Origin of the sequence: Micromonospora humida, assembly GCF_016901255.1 — a bacterium.
In the GTDB taxonomy this organism is placed as follows: Bacteria; Actinomycetota; Actinomycetes; order Mycobacteriales; family Micromonosporaceae; genus Micromonospora; species Micromonospora wenchangensis.
Window position 1 is genome coordinate 1 of record NZ_JAFEUC010000022.1, and the last position, 19952, is coordinate 19952.

21 protein-coding genes and 3 tRNA genes are annotated in these 19952 nt (G+C 73.3%); 14 read left to right on the forward strand and 10 right to left on the reverse strand.

Annotated features, from left to right (window positions below; genetic code table 11):
- Positions 1-159: 159 nt before the first annotated feature.
- The 3 genes from JQX11_RS30685 to JQX11_RS30695 form a co-directional block, all read right to left on the reverse strand.
- Positions 160-1650, reverse strand: a complete 1491-nt coding sequence (locus JQX11_RS30685) for a dihydrolipoyl dehydrogenase family protein (RefSeq protein ID WP_204928417.1) — start codon at positions 1648-1650, stop codon at positions 160-162.
- A gap of 135 nt (positions 1651-1785) precedes the next feature.
- Positions 1786-3108 carry a cryptochrome/photolyase family protein gene (locus JQX11_RS30690; RefSeq protein WP_204928418.1) on the reverse strand — a complete coding sequence of 441 codons (1323 nt, stop codon included), beginning with the start codon at positions 3106-3108 and terminating at the stop codon, positions 1786-1788.
- Positions 3105-4016 carry a phytoene/squalene synthase family protein gene (locus tag JQX11_RS30695; protein ID WP_204928419.1) on the reverse strand — a complete coding sequence of 304 codons (912 nt, stop codon included), beginning with the start codon at positions 4014-4016 and terminating at the stop codon, positions 3105-3107. The genes JQX11_RS30690 and JQX11_RS30695 overlap by 4 nt, the downstream gene beginning before the upstream one ends.
- Positions 4017-4081: 65 nt before the next feature.
- Between JQX11_RS30695 and JQX11_RS30700 the strand changes: the two genes are divergently transcribed.
- The 9 genes from JQX11_RS30700 (at position 4082) to JQX11_RS30740 (ending at position 10404) form a co-directional block, all read left to right on the forward strand.
- Positions 4082-5236, forward strand: coding sequence for a polyprenyl synthetase family protein (locus tag JQX11_RS30700; protein ID WP_204928420.1), 1155 nt, complete (start codon positions 4082-4084; stop codon positions 5234-5236).
- 28 nt (positions 5237-5264) lie between these two features.
- The gene (crtI, locus tag JQX11_RS30705; protein ID WP_204928421.1) at positions 5265-6746 is read left to right on the forward strand and encodes a phytoene desaturase family protein; all 1482 of its coding nucleotides are present in this window, start codon (positions 5265-5267) and stop codon (positions 6744-6746) included.
- A 4-nt stretch (positions 6747-6750) separates the two neighbouring features.
- On the forward strand, positions 6751-7386 hold the full coding sequence (idi, locus tag JQX11_RS30710) for an isopentenyl-diphosphate Delta-isomerase (protein ID WP_204928422.1): 636 nt from the start codon (positions 6751-6753) through the stop codon (positions 7384-7386).
- Complete coding sequence (locus JQX11_RS30715) at positions 7376-8329, forward strand: MerR family transcriptional regulator (protein ID WP_204928423.1); 954 nt, start codon at positions 7376-7378, stop codon at positions 8327-8329. The genes idi and JQX11_RS30715 overlap by 11 nt, the downstream gene beginning before the upstream one ends.
- Positions 8330-8391: 62 nt before the next feature.
- Positions 8392-9180 (forward strand): polysaccharide deacetylase family protein, encoded by a 789-nt coding sequence (locus JQX11_RS30720; RefSeq protein ID WP_204928424.1) that lies wholly within the window; start codon positions 8392-8394, stop codon positions 9178-9180.
- 143 nt (positions 9181-9323) lie between these two features.
- Positions 9324-9396, forward strand: a tRNA-Glu gene (locus tag JQX11_RS30725).
- Between the two features lie 31 nt (positions 9397-9427).
- Positions 9428-9504: transfer RNA gene (locus tag JQX11_RS30730), tRNA-Asp, on the forward strand.
- 102 nt (positions 9505-9606) lie between these two features.
- Positions 9607-9680: transfer RNA gene (locus JQX11_RS30735), tRNA-Phe, on the forward strand.
- Between the two features lie 199 nt (positions 9681-9879).
- Positions 9880-10404, forward strand: coding sequence for an SRPBCC family protein (locus JQX11_RS30740; protein WP_204928425.1), 525 nt, complete (start codon positions 9880-9882; stop codon positions 10402-10404).
- A gap of 34 nt (positions 10405-10438) precedes the next feature.
- Here the strand turns inward: JQX11_RS30740 and JQX11_RS30745 are convergent, their stop codons facing one another.
- Positions 10439-11155: a DUF2786 domain-containing protein gene (locus JQX11_RS30745; protein ID WP_204928426.1), complete on the reverse strand. Its 717-nt coding sequence runs from the start codon at positions 11153-11155 to the stop codon at positions 10439-10441.
- Positions 11156-11281: 126 nt separating this feature from the next.
- On the opposite strand from JQX11_RS30745, the gene JQX11_RS30750 reads away from it, so the two are divergent.
- On the forward strand, positions 11282-11695 hold the full coding sequence (locus JQX11_RS30750) for a hypothetical protein (protein ID WP_204928427.1): 414 nt from the start codon (positions 11282-11284) through the stop codon (positions 11693-11695).
- Positions 11696-11741: 46 nt separating this feature from the next.
- Here JQX11_RS30750 and JQX11_RS30755 read toward each other — a convergent pair whose 3' ends face one another.
- Positions 11742-12131, reverse strand: coding sequence for a hypothetical protein (locus JQX11_RS30755; RefSeq protein ID WP_204928428.1), 390 nt, complete (start codon positions 12129-12131; stop codon positions 11742-11744).
- Positions 12132-12314: 183 nt separating this feature from the next.
- Between JQX11_RS30755 and JQX11_RS30760 the strand changes: the two genes are divergently transcribed.
- Positions 12315-13670: an ABC transporter substrate-binding protein gene (locus tag JQX11_RS30760; protein WP_204928429.1), complete on the forward strand. Its 1356-nt coding sequence runs from the start codon at positions 12315-12317 to the stop codon at positions 13668-13670.
- Positions 13671-13720: 50 nt separating this feature from the next.
- On the opposite strand, the gene JQX11_RS30765 is transcribed toward JQX11_RS30760, so the two are convergent.
- Entirely contained in the window at positions 13721-14464 is a 744-nt protein-coding gene (locus JQX11_RS30765) for an enoyl-CoA hydratase/isomerase family protein (RefSeq protein ID WP_204928430.1), read from the reverse strand.
- On the reverse strand, positions 14461-15315 hold the full coding sequence (locus JQX11_RS30770; RefSeq protein ID WP_204928491.1) for a 3-hydroxyacyl-CoA dehydrogenase family protein: 855 nt from the start codon (positions 15313-15315) through the stop codon (positions 14461-14463). Before JQX11_RS30770 ends, JQX11_RS30765 begins: the two co-directional genes overlap by 4 nt.
- Positions 15316-15484: 169 nt before the next feature.
- On the opposite strand from JQX11_RS30770, the gene JQX11_RS30775 reads away from it, so the two are divergent.
- Entirely contained in the window at positions 15485-15787 is a 303-nt protein-coding gene (locus tag JQX11_RS30775) for a hypothetical protein (RefSeq protein WP_204928431.1), read from the forward strand.
- 31 nt (positions 15788-15818) lie between these two features.
- Here JQX11_RS30775 and JQX11_RS30780 read toward each other — a convergent pair whose 3' ends face one another.
- A complete protein-coding gene (locus JQX11_RS30780) occupies positions 15819-16601 on the reverse strand; it encodes a class I SAM-dependent methyltransferase (RefSeq protein ID WP_204928432.1) in 783 nt (260 codons plus the stop codon).
- 43 nt (positions 16602-16644) lie between these two features.
- Here JQX11_RS30780 and JQX11_RS30785 point away from each other — a divergent pair, with 43 nt between their 5' ends.
- Complete coding sequence (locus tag JQX11_RS30785; protein WP_204928433.1) at positions 16645-17034, forward strand: PPOX class F420-dependent oxidoreductase; 390 nt, start codon at positions 16645-16647, stop codon at positions 17032-17034.
- A 118-nt stretch (positions 17035-17152) separates the two neighbouring features.
- Here JQX11_RS30785 and JQX11_RS30790 read toward each other — a convergent pair whose 3' ends face one another.
- Complete coding sequence (locus tag JQX11_RS30790) at positions 17153-17362, reverse strand: BldC family transcriptional regulator (RefSeq protein WP_007073996.1); 210 nt, start codon at positions 17360-17362, stop codon at positions 17153-17155.
- 251 nt (positions 17363-17613) lie between these two features.
- The gene (locus JQX11_RS30795; RefSeq protein WP_204928434.1) at positions 17614-18453 is read right to left on the reverse strand and encodes a DUF8083 family protein; all 840 of its coding nucleotides are present in this window, start codon (positions 18451-18453) and stop codon (positions 17614-17616) included.
- A gap of 262 nt (positions 18454-18715) precedes the next feature.
- Between JQX11_RS30795 and JQX11_RS30800 the strand changes: the two genes are divergently transcribed.
- Positions 18716-19798: a Glu/Leu/Phe/Val family dehydrogenase gene (locus JQX11_RS30800; protein ID WP_204928435.1), complete on the forward strand. Its 1083-nt coding sequence runs from the start codon at positions 18716-18718 to the stop codon at positions 19796-19798.
- Positions 19799-19952: the final 154 nt, after the last annotated feature.

The window sequence follows — 19952 nt, forward strand, 5'->3', positions numbered from 1 at the left end:
CGCTACCCCGTCATCCGCCGCAACGCCATCCACAAGGGCAAATAACACCCCACCCCCACACCACCACGAACACCCACACCACACCGCCAGACCACCCTGCCCACACAACGGTCAAAACACGAGACGCGCCGCCCGGCCGGAGCCGGGCGGCGCGGTGGCTCAGCTCAGGTCGTCCAGGGCGCTCTGGATGGCCCGGTGGAACGTCGGGTACGCGTAGATCATGTGCCGAAGCTGGCTGACCGGTACGGCCGCGTGCACCGCCACCACCAGCGCCGAGAGCACCTCGCCGCCGGCCGGGCCGACCGAGGTCGCACCGATCAGCACCCCCTGGTCGGCGTCGGCGATCACCTTGATGAAGCCGCCCGGCTCGCTCTTGTGGATCCAGCCCCGGGTGGACGACGACAGCTCGGTGAACCCGACCTGCACGTTGATGCCCCGCTCGCGGGCCTGCCGTTCGGTGAGCCCGACCGCGCCCACCTCGGGGTCGGTGAAGGTGACCCGGGGCAGCGCCCGGTAGTCGGCCCGGGGCACGGTGCCGGCGGCACCACTCGGGCCGGCCGCGCCCATCGAGCCTCCGACCGCGCTGGCCGCGCCCATCGCGCCACCGACCACGCTGGCGGTGCCGCTGGCGTCGGGGCCGGCCCCGGCCCGCCGGACCCGGTCGAGCACGTCGGCGACCACGATCGACGCCTGGTACATGGCGATGTGGGTGAACGCGCCCTCGCCGGTGACGTCGCCGACCGCCCAGATCCCGTCGGTGACGTGCATCCGGTCGTCCACCGGCAGGTAGCGCTGCCCGGCGTCGATCCCGACGGTGTCCAGCCCCAGCTCGTCCAGGTGGGCCCGGCGGCCGGTGACCACCAGGAGCTGGTCGGCGGCGAACGACCGGTCGCCGGCGTGCACGGTGAACGTGTCGCCGTCGTGGTCGATCCGCTCGGCCTTCACGTCGGTGGCGATCTGCACCCCGTCGGCGCGCAGCGCGGCGGCGGCCACCTCGGACGACTCCGGTTCCTCCAGGGCGAGGATCCGGCCGGACGCCTCCAGCACGGTCACCCGGACCCCGAACCGGGCGAAGACCTGCGCCAGCTCGACCCCGATCGCCCCACCACCGAGGACCAGCAGGCTCGCCGGCAGCTCAGCCACCTCGATCGCCTGGTGGTTGGTCCAGTACGGGGTGTCGGCCAGCCCGTCGATCGGTGCGATCGAGGGGCGGGTGCCGGTGCCGAGGACGATGCCGTGCCGGGCCTGGAACACCTGGTCGCCGACCCGGACCCGGCCGGGGCCGTCCAGCCGGCCGCTGCCGCGCAGGAAGCGGCCGCCCTTGCCGGTGAACCGGTCCACGGCGGCCCGGTCGTTCCAGGTGTCGGTGGCCTCCTCCCGGATGCGTTTCGCCACCGGGGCCCAGTCGGCCCGGACCTGCGCCGAGCCGGCCAGCCCGTCGACCCGACGCGCCTCGGCCAGGGCGTTCGCCGCCCGGATCATCATCTTGCTGGGGATGCAGCCCCAGTACGGGCACTCCCCGCCGACCAGGTCCCGTTCGACGCCGACGACGCTCAGGCCGGCCTCGGCGAGCCGCCCGGCCACCTCCTCGCCGCCCACGCCGAGCCCGACCACGACCACGTCCACGTCCACCAGTTCCGGCTCTGCCATCCCGCCAGCATTCCGCACGGCCCCGCCCCCGGCCACCGCTCCACCCCGGAATTCCCGCCCAAGTGCGCCCGGCCGGGCCAACGCAGCCGGGCCAGGCCAACGCAAGCCGGGCCGGGTCGGCGCAAGCCGGCCGGGTCAGCGCAGCCAGACCGGGTCGGCGCCGGGCACCTCCAGCGGCGGCGGGTAGTCGAGGGTGCGGCGGACCTCGGTGGGAAGCCGCCACGGCTGGTGCACGGCCTTGCCGGCGACCGTCGCCAGCTCGGGCACCCAGCGGCGCACGTACCCGCCGTCGGGGTCGTAGCGTTCGGCCTGGCGGACGGGGTTGAGTCCCCGGTAGGGGCGGCTGTCGTTGCCGGTGCCGGCCACCCACTGCCAGTTGCCGGAGTTGTCGGGCACGTCGCCGTCGAGCAGCCAGCGGGAGAAGACCGCGAGGCCGGGCCGCCAGTCGAGGCCGAGCACCTTGGTCAGGTAGCCGGCGGTGATCAGCCGGGCCCGGTTGTGCATCCAGCCCTCGGCGTGCAGTTGGCGCATGCCGGCGTCCACGATCGGCATGCCGGTGCGGCCGTCGGTCCAGGCGTCCAGTGCCGCCGCGTCGTACCGCCAGTCCTCGGTGGCCCCGCGCCGGTACGCCTTCGCCGCGATCTCCGGGAAGGCGGCGGTGACCTGGTGGTAGAAGTCCCGCCAGCAGAGCTGCCTGACGAACGGGTGCCCCCGGTCGTCGGCCCGGTTCGCCACCGTCAGCGGGGACAGGCAGCCGAACCGCAGGTACGGGCTGAGTCGGGAGGTCTCGTCGGCGGCCAGGTCGTCGTGGATGTCGTCGTACCGGGAAAGGGTGGGCAACCACTGCGTGAGCCGGCGCCGCCCGACGGACTCGCCGCCGACCGCGGCGTCCGGCGACTCCCCCTGCGGTGCCGCCGGCAGCCGACCGACGGCGATCCCGGCGGGCAGCGTGACCCGCCGGGGCGCGGCCAGCTCCTCCCGCCACCGCGCCCCCGACCAGACCCGGTGGTACGGGGTGAACACCCGGTAGTGGTCGCCGCCGCCGGGCCGCAGCTCCCCCGGTTCGACGACGGTCACCCCGGGGAACAGCCGCAGGAACATCCGGTGCCTGTCGCACTCGGCGCGCAGCCGGCGTTCCCGGCGGTGGGCGTAGCGGCTGACGTCGGCGGACAGCCCGATCCCCTCGGCGTCGACCTCGCGGGCGAGGCGGATCGTCTCGGCCACCGGGTCGCCCCGGCGGATCACCAGGTCACCGCCGAGCGTGCGCAGGGTGTCCCGCAGTTCGGCGAGGCACTGGTGCAGGAAACGGTTGCGGTTGGGCGAGTGGCCGGCCAGCGCCGGGTCGAGGACGTACAGCGGCACCACCCGGTCGAACGCGGCGCAGGCCGTCGCCAGGGCCGGGTGGTCGTGCACCCGCAGGTCGCGGGTGAACAGCACGACCGCCGTACGGCCGCTCACGACACCGCCGGGCCGGGCACCACGACCGGGGTGCCGGTACGGGTGAGCAGCGCCTTCGCCGCCACCGCGAGCCGTCGCCGCTGGGGCACCACGGCCCGCTGGGCGAACACGTCGTAGTCCTGGGCGGCAACCTCGTCGAGGATTCCGCCGTAGAGGGCGTAGGCGGTGCGCATGCACGCCTGGGAGGCGGGGGCGAGCAGGGTGATGCCCGGCGCGGCGGCGGCGTAGTGGGCCTGGGCGCGGGTCACCTCGTACTCGACGAGGTCGCGGATGCGGTCGGTGCTGCGGCCGGCGGCCCGCGCGGCGAGCAGGTCCTCGCGGGTGACGTTGAACTTGGCCAGGTCCTCGTCGGGCAGGTAGGTGCGGCCCCGGTCGAGGTCCTCGGCGACGTCCCGGATGAAGTTGGTGAGCTGGAAGGCGAATCCGAGCTGCCGGGCCGGCTCGCGGGCGGCGACCGGGTCGGAGCTGCCGAGGATGGGCAGCATCATGGTGCCGATGACCGCCGCCGAGCCTTCCATGTAGTCGAGCAGGTCGTCGTAGGTCGGGTAGGCCATGACGGTCAGGTCCATCGCCATGCTGCGCAGGAACGACGCGAAGTCGGCGCGGTCCAGGTCGAACACGGCGATGGTGTGCAGCACCGCCGGCAGCAGCGGGTCGTCGACCGGTTCGCCGTGCAGTCCGGCGACGAAGCGGGCACCCCAGGCGTCCAGGCGGGCGGCACGTTCGGCGGGTGGCAGGTCCTCGGTGCGGTCGACGATCTCGTCGGCGTAGCGGGTGAATCCGTACAGGGCGTGCACGTGCCGCCGTTTCCATGCGGGCAGCAGCCGGGTGGCGAGATAGTAGGTGCGGCCGTGGTGTTTGTGCAGCTCCTGGGAGCGGGCGTAGGCAGCGGTGAGATCGGTGTCCACCCGGGCCTCCTCGGATTCGACGCAGCAATCGACGCAACTCGTAACCCTAGGGTACGCTCCCCCACATGGCCAACGACGCAGTTGCGGGTAATGCGCTCCGCGTCGCACCGGAACAGCCGGGAGCGACGGACGATCCGGTCCGCGGCGTACTGGCCGCTTACGCCCGTGACCTGGTCAACGGGGTCGACGAGACGTTGTCGGCGTTCCTCGCCCGGGAGGTCGACGCACTGACCGAGATCGACGCAGCGATGGGCGGTTTCGCCGCGACGGCACGCGACTGTGTGCTGGCCGGCGGCAAGCGGGTCCGCCCGACCTTCGCCTACTGGGGCTGGCGGGGGGTGGTGGGCGGCGACGAGCCGTTGCCCACGGTGCTGCCCGCGCTCGCCGCACTGGAACTCCTGCACACCTTCGCCCTGGTGCACGACGACGTGATGGACGCCTCCGACACCCGGCGCGGCCTGCCCACCGCGCACCGGGCCGCCGCCGAGCGGCACGTCACCGCCGGCCACACCGGTGACCCGCACCGGTTCGGCGAGTCGGTCGCCGTCCTCATCGGCGACCTCTGCCTGGTCTGGGCCGACCGGCTGCTCGCCCACGCCGCCCTGCCGCCGTCCCGGCTCATGGAGGTGCGGCGCTGCTACGACCAGATGCGGGTCGAGACCATCGCCGGGCAGTACCTCGACGTGCTCGGCGAGAACGACGCGGCGAACTGGTCGGTGGACCGGGCGCTGCGGGTGGCCCGCTACAAGACCGCCAGCTACACGGTGCAGCGTCCGCTGCTCTTCGGCGCCTGCCTGGCCGGCACCGACGCCGACGCGCCGCTGATCGCCGCGTACACCCGGTACGGGCTGGCGGTCGGTGAGGCGTTCCAGCTCCGCGACGACCTGCTCGGCGTCTACGGCGACCCGGCCACCACCGGCAAGCCGGCCGGCGACGACCTGCGTACCGGCAAGCCGACCACGCTGCTGATGCTCGCCCGGCAGCTCGCCACCGGCGGCCAGCGGCGGGCGTTGGAGCGGTCCGGCAACCCCACCTCCGTCCGGGAGCTGGCCCGGCTGGCCGACCTCGTCGCCGACACCGGGGCGGTCGCCCGGGTGGAACACATGATCTCCGACCGGGTCGCCGACGCGCTGGCCGCGCTGGAGACCGCGTCGATCGACGAGACCGCGCGCACCGCGCTGACCGGTCTCGCCACCGCCGCCACCACGCGGCGGGCTTGATGGGCAACTTCGTGAAGGAGGTGGTCGCGTGCGGACCGTGACGGGACGTACGGACCGGGTGGTGGTCGTGGGCGCTGGCCTGGGCGGGCTGGCGTGCGCGCTGCACCTGGCCGGCAGCGGCCGGCAGGTGACCGTGCTGGAACGCGAACCGGTGCCGGGTGGCCGGGCCGGCCGGCTCAGCGTCGACGGGTACGAGTTCGACACCGGTCCCACCGTGCTCACCATGCCCGACCTGATCGCCGAGGCGCTGGGTGCGGTCGGCGAGGAGCTGCACGACTGGCTCGACCTGACCCCGCTGGACCCCGCCTACCGGGCCTACTACCCGGACGGCTCCACGCTGGACGTGATCACCGACACCGCCCGGATGGCGGCCGAGATCTCCCGGGTCTGCGGCCCGCGCGAGGCCGACGGCTACCTGCGGTTCGTCGACTACGCCCGCAACCTGTGGAACTGGGAGCGGGCCGACTTCATCGACCGCAACCTGGACGCCCCGACCGACCTGCTCACCGGCAACCTGCTGAAACTGCTGGCGAACGGGGCGTTCCGCCGCCTCCAAACCAAGATCAACCAGTTCTTCTCCGACCCGCGCACCCAGCGGATCTTCTCCTTCCAGGCGATGTACGCCGGGCTCGCGCCGCACGACGCGCTGGCCATCTACAGCGTCATCGCGTACCTCGACTCGGTGGCCGGGGTCTACTTCCCGCGCGGCGGCATCCACGCGGTCTCCAAGGGGATGGCCGGCGCGGCCGAGAAGCACGGCGTCCAGATCCGGTACGACACCACGGTCGCCCGGGTGGAGACCGCCAACGGCCGGGCCACCGGCGTGGTCACCGCCGACGGCGAGCTGATCGGAGCCGACGTGGTGGTGCTCAACCCGGACCTGCCGGTCGCCTACCGCGACCTGCTGCCCGAGGGCCGGCAGCGGAAGCTGACCTACTCGCCGTCCTGCGTCGTCCTGCACGTCGGATCGACGCAGGGGTATGGGAAGATCGCTCATCACAACATCCACTTCGGACGGTCCTGGAAGGGCACCTTCGACGAGGTGATCGGGCGCGGTGAGCTGATGACCGACCCGTCGCTGCTGGTCACCAACCCGAGCCGGACCGACCCGTCGGTCGCCCCGGCCGGCCGGCACACCTACTACGTGCTGGCCCCGGTGCCCAACCTCGACCGGGCCCCGTTCGACTGGCGGGGTGACCTGAGCCGGCGCTACGCCGACCAGCTCGTCACCACGCTGGAGGAACGCGGGTACGTCGGGTTCGGCGCCGGCATCGAGGTGTTGCGTACGATCACCCCCGCCGAGTGGGAGGAGCAGGGAATGGCCGCCGGTACGCCGTTCGCCGCCGCGCACAGCCTCTTCCAGACCGGGCCGTTCCGCCCGTCCAACCTGCACCGCAGCCTGCCCAACGTCGTCTTCACCGGTTCCGGCACCCAGCCCGGCGTGGGCGTGCCGATGGTGCTGATCTCCGGCAAGCTGGCCGCCAACCGCATCACCGGCGCGGGTCGGTGACCGCGTGAAATCCCGGGAGGGCCACCTCGTCGAGCTGGTCGACGACACCGGCCAGGTGCTCGGCGAGGCCACCGTCGCCGCCGCCCACCAGGCGCCCGGGCGGCTGCACCGGGCCTTCTCGGTGCTGCTGGTCGACCCGGACGGCCGGGTGCTCCTGCAACAACGGGCCGCGGTCAAGACCCGGTTCCCGCTGCGCTGGGCCAACTCCTGCTGCGGGCACCCGCTGCCGGGCGAGTCCCTGGCCGAGGCGGCGAACCGCCGGCTCGCCGAGGAGTTGGGCACCGGGCCGGTGTCGTTGACCGAGGTCGGTGTCTACCTCTACTACGCCGAGGACCCGGCCACCGGTCGGGTCGAGTTCGAGTACGACCACGTGCTCCGGGCCGACGTGCCGGCCGACCTCCCCCTCGGGCCCGACCCGGACGAGGTGGCCGAGCTGCGCTGGGCCGACCCGACCCGGTTGATGGCCCAGATCGACGCCGACCCGCGCACGTACTCCCCCTGGCTCGGCGGGGTGGTGAGCCGGCTGCTCCACCCGACCCCGACCGGTTCCGACGCCCCCACCGGTGGTCCCCGTGCCGCCCCCACCACCCCGTCCGGCCACCGGGTGGACCACGCGTCGGAGCGGTCGGGTGGTCGATGAGCCGCTGAGCGCGGGGGCCGTGGCACGCCGGCTGGGTGTGGCGGTCACCACGCTGCGCACCTGGCACCAGCGCTACGGCCTCGGCCCCAGCGAGCACGTCCCCGGCCACCACCGGCGCTACACGCCCGCCGATCTGGCCCGCCTGGAGATCATGCGCAAGCTCACCGCCGAAGGGGTCACCCCGGCGGAGGCGGCCCGCTGGGCGAAGCAGAGTCCGGTCGTCCCCGGTCCCGGGGTCGCCTCCCGGCTGCGGGCGGGCACCGGCCGCGACGGCGGCGGGCAGACCATCCCGGTCGGCCGGGCCGGTCCGGCCGCCCGGGGACTGGCCCGCGCCGCCATGCGGCTGGACTCGGCGGTGATCAGCGACACGATCTCGGACGCCCTGGCCACCGACGGGGTCGTCGCCACCTGGGAGGGGCTGCTCCGGCCGGTGCTGGCCGGCATCGGGGAACGGCACGTCGCCACCGCCGGCCTGATCGACGTGGAACACCTGGTGTCCCGGTGCGTCTCCGAGGCGTTCGCGGCGGTCGCCCGGGCCGGCCGGCCCACCGGGCCGGCCCGCATCCTGCTCTCCTGCGCCGACGAGGAGCAGCACACCCTGCCGCTGGAGGCGCTCGCCGCGGCGCTGGCCGAGGCGGGGGTGAGCTACCGGATGCTCGGGGCCCGGGTGCCGGCGGCGGCGCTCGTCGAGGCGGTCAACCGGACCGGGCCGGCGGCCGTGGTGGTCTGGTCGCACACCCGGCCGACCGCCGACCCGGCGCAGCTGTCCGCACTGCTCGCGGTGCCCCGCCGGCCGCTGCTGGTGCTCGCCGCCGGACCGGGCTGGCGGGCCGACACGCTGCCCGCCGGGGTGGTCCGCCCGGTCGACCTGGCCGAGGCGGTCTCGCTCGCGCTGGCCGTACAGGACTCGCTGGACCAGTCGACGGGGGCCGACCGGACCTGACACATTTCGCTTTCGTGAACTACCGTCGGGGCCGTCCGCGTACCCCATCCCCCGGAGTGACGATGCGTTCACGCCCCGTTCTGGCGGTCGCCCTCGGCCTGCTCCTGCTGGTCGCCGGCTGCGGCGACCAGCACCGGAACGTCCGGCCGGCAGCGGCGCCCGCCCCGACCACCACCGCACCGGAGCCGGCCCACACCCCGTCGCCGAGGCCGGTGCCCACCACCAAGCCGAAGCCCCGGCTCCGGCCGAAGCCCAAGACGCTGCCCGCCGGGCTGCGCAAGGCGACCGGGGTACGCGCCGTGGCGTTGACCTTCGACGACGGCCCCGACCCGACCTGGACGCCCCGGGTGCTCAACCAGCTCCGGGCGAACAAGGTCAAGGCGACGTTCTGCGTGGTCGGCACCCAGGTGCGCAAGCACCCGGAGCTGGTGGCCCGGATCGTCCGGGAGGGGCACCAGCTCTGCAACCACAGCTGGCACCACGACGTCGATCTGGGCCGCCGGCCGGTCGCCGACATCCGGGCCGACCTGGTGCGCACCAACCAGGCCATCACCAAGGCGGTCCCGGGCGCGAAGGTGCCGTTCTACCGGCAGCCCGGTGGCCGGTGGACGCCGGAGGTGGTGCAGGTCGCCAAGGAACTCGGCATGCGGTCGCTGCACTGGACCGTCGACCCCCAGGACTGGGCGAAGCCCACGTCCGGGGTGATCTCCGGACGGATCAAGAGTGCCTCCCGCCCCGGTGCGGTGGTGCTGATGCACGACGGCGGGGGTGACCGGAGCCGCACCCTGAGCGCCGTTCCGCAGGTCATCGGCGACCTCAAGCGCCGTTTCGGCATCGCTCCACCTCGCTGACCTGCTATTTTGCCGGGCCGCAACCCGGTGGGCATACCGGTTTGGTCGACCGCCGGGGCATGGCATATGCTTCTCATGCCTCCGGCGGGGCCGGATGGGAGCAAGTCCGCTTGAAGTTGCGAGTGTGCAATGATGGCGGGGCCGCCCTCATCGTCTAGCGGCCCAGGACGCCGCCCTTTCAAGGCGGTAGCACGGGTTCGAATCCCGTTGGGGGCACGATCCGGCCCAGCCGGAGGCAACAGAGCAAGGTCCTGTGGAGCAGTTGGAGTGCTCGCCGCCCTGTCAAGGCGGAGGTCGCGGGTTCAAGTCCCGTCAGGACCGCCAGCGCCGACGCCGCGTGTACCAATGCGCGGCGTTCTGCGTATCGGGACGCGGCACCCTGTCGGCGGAGACCCCGCCCTCCGGGTACCATGTCCCGAAGCACCAGGCCAGGTAGCTCAGTTGGTACGAGCGTCCGACTGAAAATCGGAAGGTCGGCGGTTCGACCCCGCCCCTGGCCACATAGCCTTTCGCCGGGCTACAGAGAGCGGTGACCTGCGGAAACGCGGTCACCGTTTTCGTGTATCCGGGCCTGCCCGGCATCGATCACCGCCGTGGACCGCCCATCCCGGGACATCCAGGAGCCTCGCTGCCCACTGACCGGAATGAGCCGGTAGATGGCGCTGCGCAGCGCACCCCCAGCCGGTATGGTCCGGGCCTATGGGACAGCAGAAGCCAGATCCGGAGGGCGTCCATCAGGACGTCGACCGGTACTCGCTGCGCTGCACCCTCCTCGTCCCCGCCCCGGCGGAGCAGGCGTTCGCGGTCTTCACCGGTTCGCTGGCCGACTGGTGGGTCCGTGAGTACACCTGGTCCGGGCCGGCGGCGCTGGCCGAGTTGGGGATGGAACCCCGGGCCGGCGGCATGCTCTACGAGATCGGCCCGTACGGCTTCCGGGGCGACTGGGGGCGGGTGCTCACCTGGGACCCGCCGCGTCGGCTCGTGTTCACCTGGCAGCTCGGCCCCGACCGGGTGCCGGTGCCCGATCCGGCGCGGGCCAGCGAGGTGGAGGTGCTGTTCCTGCCGGACGAGTCCGGGCGGACCCGCGTCGAGCTGGAGCACCGCCACTTCGACAGGCACGGTGAGGCCGCCGAGGGCTACCGGGCGGCGTTGACCGCCGGCTGGTACGAACTGCTCGGCCGCTACCAGGACACCGTCATCCGGACCGCCCCCGACCCGCTCTGAGGGGCGGGCGCGCCACGCGGAAGGACCGGGCCGGTCAGCGGGGAGGACCGCGCAGCGGCGTCCGGCCGGTCGGGCGACCGACCGGATCGGGGCCGCCGAGGTCGGCCCGGTGGCCGGCCGCCGCGCCCGCGCCGAAGCCGGAGCCGGCGAGCCGGCGGGTCGGCGCGGTACGCAGCCGGGGGTAGACCTCGGCGACCCGGCGGGCCACCCGGTCCGAGCGGTCGGCCAGCACCAGCGCCACCGACGGGGCGTCGCGTTCCGCCGCCGCGCCCGCCTCGGCGGCCCGTAACCGTTCGGCGACCACCCGGGCGAAGCCGGCCAGCCAGGAGCGGCGGAAGGCGGCCGGCTGCTCACCGGGCGGCACGGCGGTGCCGGCGAGACCGTGTGCGGCCTGCACGAGCAGCGAGGTGAACAGCAGGTCGACCCGTTCCAGGTCGCTGGCGAAGCCGAACAGGTGCAGCGCGAACCCGCTGCCGTCCGGTCGGCGTACGCAGCGGCAGCGCAGCGGGTCGGCCACCGCCGCGAGCAGCCCGGCCTTGTCCCGGGCGTACGGGGCGACGACGTCGACCACCCGGTCGCCGACCGGGTCGGTGGTGGGGTCGCGGGCGGCCAGCAGGGCCCGGTCGACGCCGTACCGGGCGATCAGCTCGGTGGCCTTGGCGGTGAACGCGGCCGACTCGGCGGGGGTGCAGGCCGGGTCCTCGGCCTGTGCCAAGAGCTTGCGCACCTTGCTGAGCATCGCCTCGGACATGCGTCACTGGTACCACAGCGGGTTCACGGTTCTGTCACAGCGGGATCAGAGATCGACAGATATCATCGCCACTCACCGCACCCTGTCCACGACTCAGGGTCCGCCCTCTTCCCTGGAGGCACCACCATGGCATCCCGGACCGCCCGCCTGACCGCGCTCACCGCCACCCTGCCCCTGCTCTGGTTCGGCACACCCGCCCAGGCCGCCGGGGAGGCGAACCTCTCCGCGTCGGCCGCCACCTGCTACGGCGGGGCGGTCCGGTCGTACTTCCAGGTCGGCGGGTGGGGCGGGGACGCCGGGCCGTACAAGGCGAGCACCAGGTGCAAGGACGTCAACGTCAAGAACAGCAGTGAGTTCGGCACCGAGGCGTGCGTGGTCTTCATCGACAAGACCAACAAGTGCAACTACCTCACCTATCTGCCGGCGAAGTCGGACTGGATCACCGTCGCCACCAACGTGCGCGACGGCGCGAACTTCAAGGTCCGCTTCACCAACCTGCGCTACGAGTACGAGCCGCTGGTGGCGTACCACGCGTACTGAGCCGCGCCGCCGGCCCTGCCGCCGACGGGCGGTGGGGCCGGGCGGGTCAGCCGGCCCGGCTGCGCAGCGTCGCCACCGCCGAGCCGGCGAGGGTGAGCAGGCAGTCCGGCAGTTGCCCGTCGGCGACCGCCGCTCCGAACAGCGCCTCGCCGGTGTCGGCGTCGTGGTTGGCGTACGCGCTGACGAACCGGGCCACCCAGCGGGTGTCGTACCCCGCCTCGTCGATGCCGGGGAAGTCCAGCGCGCACGCGCCGGGCGGCGGCGGGTCACCGACCATCGTCGCGGCCAGGGTCCAGGCGACCGTGTACGCACCGGCGAGCCCCGACCGGTCCACCACGGCGTCGAATGTGCCGACCACGGCGGCGCCGTCCCCGGTCAGCGCCGAATGGAGTACGGCGGTAGCGTCGGCGAGCGTCTGATCCGGTACGTCGGTCACCTGCGGCACAGTAGGACGCCAGGTCAAGCGGTCGGCCACCGGAAACGGTGACCACCTGGCGGGACGACGTGACGGAGCGTGCGTTGCACTGTCGGGCCGGCGACGAGGGCCGCCTCCCTGGTCCCACGGCCCCCGCCGGCACGCTATGGTGCGCACCGGACCTGCGCCGGAGGAAGGACCACCATGCTCGTAACCCGCGGCCCGCGCGCGGCCGTCCTGGCGGCCTGTGCGTCGTTGCTGCTCGCCGTCAGCGCGTGCGGGACGACCGACGACAAGCCCGAGGAAGCGGACACCCCGCAGGTGCGCCTGTACGGCACCGACGGCAACATGCTCAACTCCTTCGCCGCCGAGCTGAAGGACCGGGCCGACCTCGTCGACGGCATGAAGGGCACCACCCCCCTCACACCGCTCAGCGACGACTTCAAGCAGCGGCTGCGCTCCATCGACCCGAAGTTGACCGACTACCTCTATGCGGCGGAGTCGTACGACGCGGTCATGATCAGCGCGCTCGCCGCCCAGCTCGCGGGCAGCACCGACCCGGCGGACATCGCCAAGCAGATCGTCGGGGTGACCACCAACGGTCAGCGCTGCACGGACGCGGCGAGCTGCCTGACCCTGGCCCGGGACGGTCAGGACATCGAGTACCGTGGCCCGTCGCTGAACCGGGCCGGGTTCACCGATCTCGGTGAACCGGCCACCGCCAGCTACGCGACCCTGCACTTCGACAACCAGAAGATCAACGACGCGAAGACCGAGTTCGTCGGTGCGGGCGACGAGTCCGGGGTGAGCACCAAGGCCGCGCCGAAGCCGAAGAAGCAGCGGGGCGGGCGCAACGACCGCAGCGACGGCTCCCCGCTGATCCTCGGTGGCCTGCTGCCCAAGACCGGTGACCTGGCCCTGGCGAATCCACCGCTGGCGGCCGGCGTGGCGCTGGCGATCAAGGAGATCAACGCCGCGGGTGGGGTGCTCGGCGACCCGGTGACCTGGTTCGACGGTGACGACGGCACCAACCCGGCCGTCGCCAAGGCCACCGTGGCCTCGCACGTCAGGAACAAGGTCCAGGTCATCATCGGGGCCGCCGCGTCCGGAATCTCCGCCGCCGTGCTGCCGGACGTGGTGGCGGCCGGCAAGATCCTGTTCTCGCCGTCCAACACCGACGCGGGGTTGAGCCAGGCCGACGACAAGGGCCTCTACTTCCGGACCGCCCCGCCGGACAGCCTCCAGGGCCGGGCGCTGGCCGACGTGATCCTCCGCGACGGCCCGCACAAGATCGTGGTGGTGGCCCGCAAGGACTCCTACGGCGAGGGCCTGCAGGAGACGGTCCGCGCCGAGCTGGAACGGGCCGGCTTCGGCACCGACCGGGTGCGGCTGCTCACCTACGAGCCGCCGGCCGACGCCAAGGCCCCGCCCGTCGACTTCGGCAGCCTGGCCGGCGAGATCAAGGACTACAAGCCGGAGGCGGTGCTGGTCATCGGCTTCGGTGAGTCCGCCGGACTGATCAGGGCGCTGGCCGACGCGGGCGTGCCGATCCGGCACTGACGCGACACCGGCGGGGGCGGCACCGGGTGCGGTGCCGCCCCCGCCGACGTTCAGCGGGGGCGGCGACGTTCCAGGAAGTCGGTCATCCGGCGGTGCTTCTCCTCGTCCTCGAAGAGCACCGCCTGGCTGACCAGGTCGAGCTGCGGGTGGGCACCGGGCGGGGCGTCCACCGCGAGCTTGGTCAGCCGCAACGCCAGTGCGGAACCCTTGGCCATCTCGTCGAGCAGCCCGTGCGCGGTGGGCAGCAGCTCGGCCGGCTCGGCCACCACCCGGTTGACCAGGCCGATCCGCAGCGCCTCGTCGGCGTCGACCCGCCGGCCGGTGAAGAGCAGTTCCTTGGCCCGGCCCTCGCCGACCAGGGCCGGCAACCGGTGGGTCGCCCCCGCGCCGGCCAGGATGCCCAACCGCACCTCCGGCTGACCGAAGACCGCCCGCGCCGTGCACACCCGCAGATCGCAGGCGTACGCCAGCTCAGCGCCACCGCCCAACGCGGGGCCGTCCACGGCGGCCACGCTCGGCATGGGCAGGGCCCGGAGCCGGGCGAAGGCCGCCGAGTTGATCGCGGCGAGGGCGTCCAGCCGACCCCGCTCACGCAGCTGACCGATGTCGGCCCCACCGGCGAAGAGCCCGTCCGTGCCGCCGGTGAGCAGCAGCAGCCGGGGCCGGGCCTCCAGCCCGGCGCAGACGTCGTGCAGCGCGCCGATCAGGTCGGCGTCGATGGCGTTACGTTTCTCCGGCCGGTCCAGCGTCACCACCACCCGGTCGGGCAGCTCCTGCACCCGTAGCCCGCTCACTGCCGGCGACCGTCCTTCCACGTGTAGAAGCCCTGGCCGGACTTCTTGCCGAGTTTCCCGGCGGCGACCATCTCGACCAGCAGCGGCGGCGGGGCGAACCGGTCACCGTAGGCGGCCTGGAGGGTACGGGCGATGTCCAGCCGCACGTCCAGCCCGACGAGGTCGGTCAGCTCCAACGGGCCGACCGGGTGCCGGTAGCCGAGCACCATCGCCTTGTCCACGTCGGCCGGTGCGGCCACCCCGTCGGCGACCATCCGGATCGCCTCCAGGCCGAGGGTCACCCCGAGCCGGGAGGTGGCGAAGCCGGGCAGGTCGCGTACGACGACGGGGTCCTTGCCCAGCCGGCCGGCGAGCGCGACGGCCGCCGCGGTGGTCTCGGGTGCGGTGGCCGCGCCGACCACCACTTCCAGCAGGGTCATCGCCCAGACCGGGTTGAAGAAGTGCAGCCCGAGGAAGGACTCCGGCCGGGCCAGCCCCTCGGCCAGCTCGCCGATGGGGATGCTGGAGGTGTTGCTGCCCAGCAGCGCCGGGCGCAGCCGTTCCGCCTCGGCGAGCACCGACCGCTTCAGGTCTGGCCGCTCGGGCACCGCCTCGACGATCACCTCCGGTGCCGGGGCGACCTCGGCGAGCGCCCCCCGCAGGGTGATCCGGTCCCGCTGCGCGGCGGCGGCGTCGGCGTCGAGCTTCCCGCGCTGCACCGCCCGTGCGCACAGCTCGTCGAGGCGGGTGGCGGCGGCCTCGGCACGCCCCCGGTCCACCTCGACCAGTTCGACCGCGTAGCCCGCGCCGGCCGCCACGTAGGCGATGCCGAGCCCCATCGTGCCGGCCCCGACGACGACAAGACGACTCATGGACGCTCCCTCACTGCGTACGGCGGCGTGCGGGGTCTCCGGCACGCCCTGCCGCTCGCTCCGCTGGCTCATGGGTGCGACCCTATGCAGCACCGTTCCCGGCGGCATGCGTGGGGGACCGCCGCACCGGGTACTGACGGCCCAACGTCAAGGGAAGGAACCAGTCGACATGAGCCAGGCACCGGAGACCGTGGACAGCGGCACCACCGACGGCACGGCGGTCGTGGAGACGCGCGGCGACGAGCGCGTCGACCTGCTCCGCGCCGACACCAACAACGACGGCAAGACCGACGTGTGGGTGGTGGACACCGACGGCGACGGCCGGGCGGACCTGTTCCAGTTCGACACCGACGGTGACGGCAAGGTCGACATCACCATGGTCGACATCGACGAGGACGGCACCCCGGACGAGGTGGTCGACGGCGACGGCGGCCTCCCCCCGGAGCCGCTCCCGCCGACCGTCCAGGTCTGACGCGGACGCGGGGGCCCGACCGGGCCCCCGCTCACCGCCCGGTCAACCGCAGGGTGGCCAGGTAGTACGGGGCGTCGCGGTCGTCCACGTCGGTCAACCGCCACGAGGTGCCCCGGACCAGTTCGGCCAGCTCCTCGGCGGAGCAGACCAGGTAGTCGAACCACTGCGTGCCGAGTTCGCGGTAGCGCAGCCGCAGCCGCAGCTGCCCGCCGAGCCGCCCCCGCTGCCGGTTACGCTCGTGGTAGCCGGTGTGCACCGGGTCGGTGGTGCCGTACGGGTCGGTGCCGTGCGCGATGACCTGCGCGCCGGGCCGGGCCAGGGCGGCCAGCGCGGCGAGGAACGCCGGAGCCCGCTCCCGCCCCTCGAACAGCCCCAGGTTGTTGCCGAGCAGCAGGAACGTGTCGTAACGCCGGCCGTCGGCGACGTGCTCGTCGACGGTGCCGAGGACGAGGTCCCGCACGCCCCGGTGCCGGCTGACCCGCAGCGCCCCCGGCGAGGTGTCCAGCCCGGTGACGGGGATGCCGCGCTCCTGGAGCACCAGCGCGATCCGCCCGCCCCCGACGCCGACGTCCAGGGTGGCGCCCCGGGCCCGGTCCACGGCCCGGTGGTCGTACGGCTGCCAGTGTTCGGGCCCGTCCAGGTAGTGCGCGGCGGGGGCCCCATTGACCAGTCCGTCGTCCCGTTCGATGATCTCGATGACCGGTCGGGGCAGCCGTCCGCCGACCAGCGGCCGGGGGCCGACTCCGGTGTGCACCGCGTACGCGTCGCGCAGCAGTTCTCCGAACACGTCGCCGAGTCGAGGTTCTCCGGTCACGACCTGCACGGTATCCGCCTCCGTCCGCCGTATCCTGGGCGGCGTGACCGACCTGGACCGCCTGGCGGCGGAGAAGTACGTCCTGTTGACGACGTTCCGCAAGGACGGCCGTGCGGTGTCCACCCCGGTCTGGGCGGTCCGTGACGACGACACGCTGGCGGTCTGGACGGTCGCCGACTCGGGCAAGGTCAAGCGGATCAGGCGGGACGGCACGGTGACGGTGGCCCCGTGCGACGTGCGCGGCCGTCCGCTGGGTGAGGCGGTGCCGGGTCACGCGGTGCTCTGCGGCCCGCAGGAGAGCAGCCGGATTCGCGACCTGCTCAAGCGCAAGTACCGGCTGCTGGGGCGGTTGACCCTGCTCGGCAGCCGGCTACGCCGGGGTGAAGCGGGCACCATCGGCATCCGGGTCAGCCTGACCGGCCCGCCGGGGTGACCGGCCCGGCCGGTGGCCTGCCGGAAGGGTGGCCCATGGGTGGAGACGACTCAGGGGCGGTGGTACGTCGCTGCTGCGACGTCCGCCCGCCCCTGAGGTCCGTAACGTTCTGACCGGGTCAGTCCCCCTGGCGCTGCTGGGGGATCTGGCCCTGTAGCAACGCCCGCACCTCCGACTCACGGTACCGACGGTGTCCGCCCAGGGTTCGGATCGCGCTGAGCTTCCCCGCCTTGGCCCACCGGGTCACCGTCTTCGGGTCGACACGGAACATCGACGCCACCTCGGCCGGCGTGAGTAGCGGCTCTGGTTCGTGCGTTCGCGATGCCATCGGTCACTCCTCCACATGGATAGACATCGGCCGGGGTCCCGCCGGCCGACGCGTCTCCCATGGTCCGGCTAGTCCCCGATGTCCGACATGGGCCGAACGGCCGAAGGTCCCTAGACGGACGGATGAACCATGCCCGATTTATCTGACTTTTACACGGCAGAAAGTACCTTATTCGGACTCATGATCACGGTTCGTGATGCGTCAACTACGAGTGTGACTCATAATTGACAGTGCGAATGGGCGATATGCGGTTAATTGCACCGCTCCAGCAACTGGATCGCGCGCCACCGCGCCACCAGCCGGTCGTACGCCGCCGACGCCTCGTCCGTCTCGCCCCGGGAGAGCCCGGCCAGGCCGCCCGCCACCAGCTCCGGCGAATCGTCCGCGGTCAACGTCTCGTCGGAGAGCAGTTGCACCAGGCCGCCGTAGTCCAACTCGACCACCGACCGGGGGTGGAACTCCTCCAGCCAGCGGGCGGCCTCCTCGACCGCCTCGGTGATCGGCGCGGCACCTATCGACTTCCTGAGCACCGCCAGCGCCCGCGAGGCCCGCCGACGGGCCTTGGAGATCTCCGTGCGGTAGCGCAGCGCCCGCCGGTCCGGTCGGGTGACCAGCTCCCGCTCGCCCGCCTCGACCAGCACGAACCACCGCAGTGGCACGCCCCAGGTGGCGATCTGCTCGTGCAGCCGGGGCACCCCGTGCTCCAGCACCCGGGCACCGCTGCGCCAGTCCTCCACCACGGTCTTGGCCTGCCCGGCCAGGACCGGCGGGACGAACGCGTCGGCGATCACCGACGGCACCCCTTCCCGGGCGCTCAGGGCCGCCTCGGCCACCCGGACCCGCAGGTTCCACGGGCAGACCAGCAGCGCGTCGTCGACCTCCAGCACGTACGCCTCGTCGGGCAGGTCGGGCAGTCGCGTCCAGCCCGCGCCGAGCGCCGCGATGACCGCGCTCCGTTGCCGACCCGGCCCCTCCAGCGGGGCCACCGCCCGCCCCTCCCGCACGTAACGCCGCCAGTACGACTGACGGTCCCGGTCGAAGGCGGTCAGCGGCTCGTACACGCGCAGGTAAGAAGCGAAGAGCGACGGCACCGCGCGATCCTCCCACGAAACCTCCTACCGGTGCCGCCGCCGTCGGACGCGACCGGGGAGCCGCTGGCGGACGTGACCGGACGGACCGGCGGGCGACGCCCGGAACGCCGCCGGCGGACGCCGCCCGGACGACCGGGTCGCACGCGACGTGGACGACGGCACGGTTCCCGACCGATATTAGGCTGACCAGCGCCGGCAGCACCCCCGCCGGCCGAGAAGGTCCGTGCCCCACAAGGGCGCACACCGACACCAGGAGCGAGCCATGGGCGTATTCGTGAGCACCGACGACCCCGGACCGGCCGGTCACGAACAGGTCGTCTTCTGCCAGGACAGGCAGAGCGGCCTCAAGGCGATCATCGGGATCTACTCGACCGCGCTGGGTCCCGCGCTGGGCGGCACCCGGTTCTACCCGTACGCCAGCGAGGAGGCGGCGCTGGCCGACGTGCTGGACCTCTCGCGCGGGATGGCGTACAAGAACGCGCTGGCGGGGCTGGACCTGGGCGGCGGCAAGGCGGTCATCTGGGGAGATCCGGACCAGGTCAAGAGCGAGGCGCTGCTGCGCGCGTACGGGCGGTTCGTGCAGTCCCTGGGCGGGCGCTACTACACCGCCTGCGACGTGGGCACCTACGTGGCCGACATGGACGTGATCGCGCGGGAGACCCGGTATGTCACCGGCCGCAGCGTGGAACACGGCGGAGCGGGGGACTCCTCGGTCCTCACCGCCTGGGGCGTATTCCAGGGGATGCGGGCCGCCGCCGAGCACGTCTGGGGCAGCCCCAGCCTGCGCGGACGACGGGTCGGGGTGGCCGGGCTGGGCAAGGTCGGCAGGCACCTGACCGGGCACCTGGTCGACGACGGGGCCGAGGTGGTGGCGACCGACGTCGACCCGCGGGCGCTGGAGTGGGCGCGGACCAACCACCCCGGGGTCGCCCTGGTCGCCGACACCGCCGCGCTGGTCGCCGCCGACATCGACGTGTACGCCCCGTGCGCGCTGGGCGGCGCCCTGAACGACGACACCGTGCCGGCCCTGCGGGCCCGGGTGGTCGCCGGCGCGGCCAACAACCAACTCGCCCATTCCGGCATCGAGAAGCTCCTCGCCGACCGGGGCATCCTCTACGCCCCCGACTACGTGGTCAACGCCGGCGGGGTCATCCAGGTCGCGGACGAGATCGAGGGCTTCAACTTCGACCGGGCCAAGCTGCGGGCCACCCGGATCTTCGACACCACCCGGCAGATCCTCCGGCTGGCCGACGAGGAGGGGGTGCCCCCGGCGGTGGCCGCCGACCGGCTGGCCGAGCGCCGGATGGCCGACGTGGGTCGGCTGCGCGCCATCCACCTGGGCTGAGCGCGTGTCCCGGGCGTGGCGACGGTCCGCGCCCGGGACGCCCCGGCCGGACCGGTCCGGTTCGGTGCGGCTGCCGGCCACCGGCGGGCGGGGCACGCGGTAGCATGGCTTTTCGCGGCTTTTTCAGTAGTTTGACCGGCGTCACGGGCGGTCC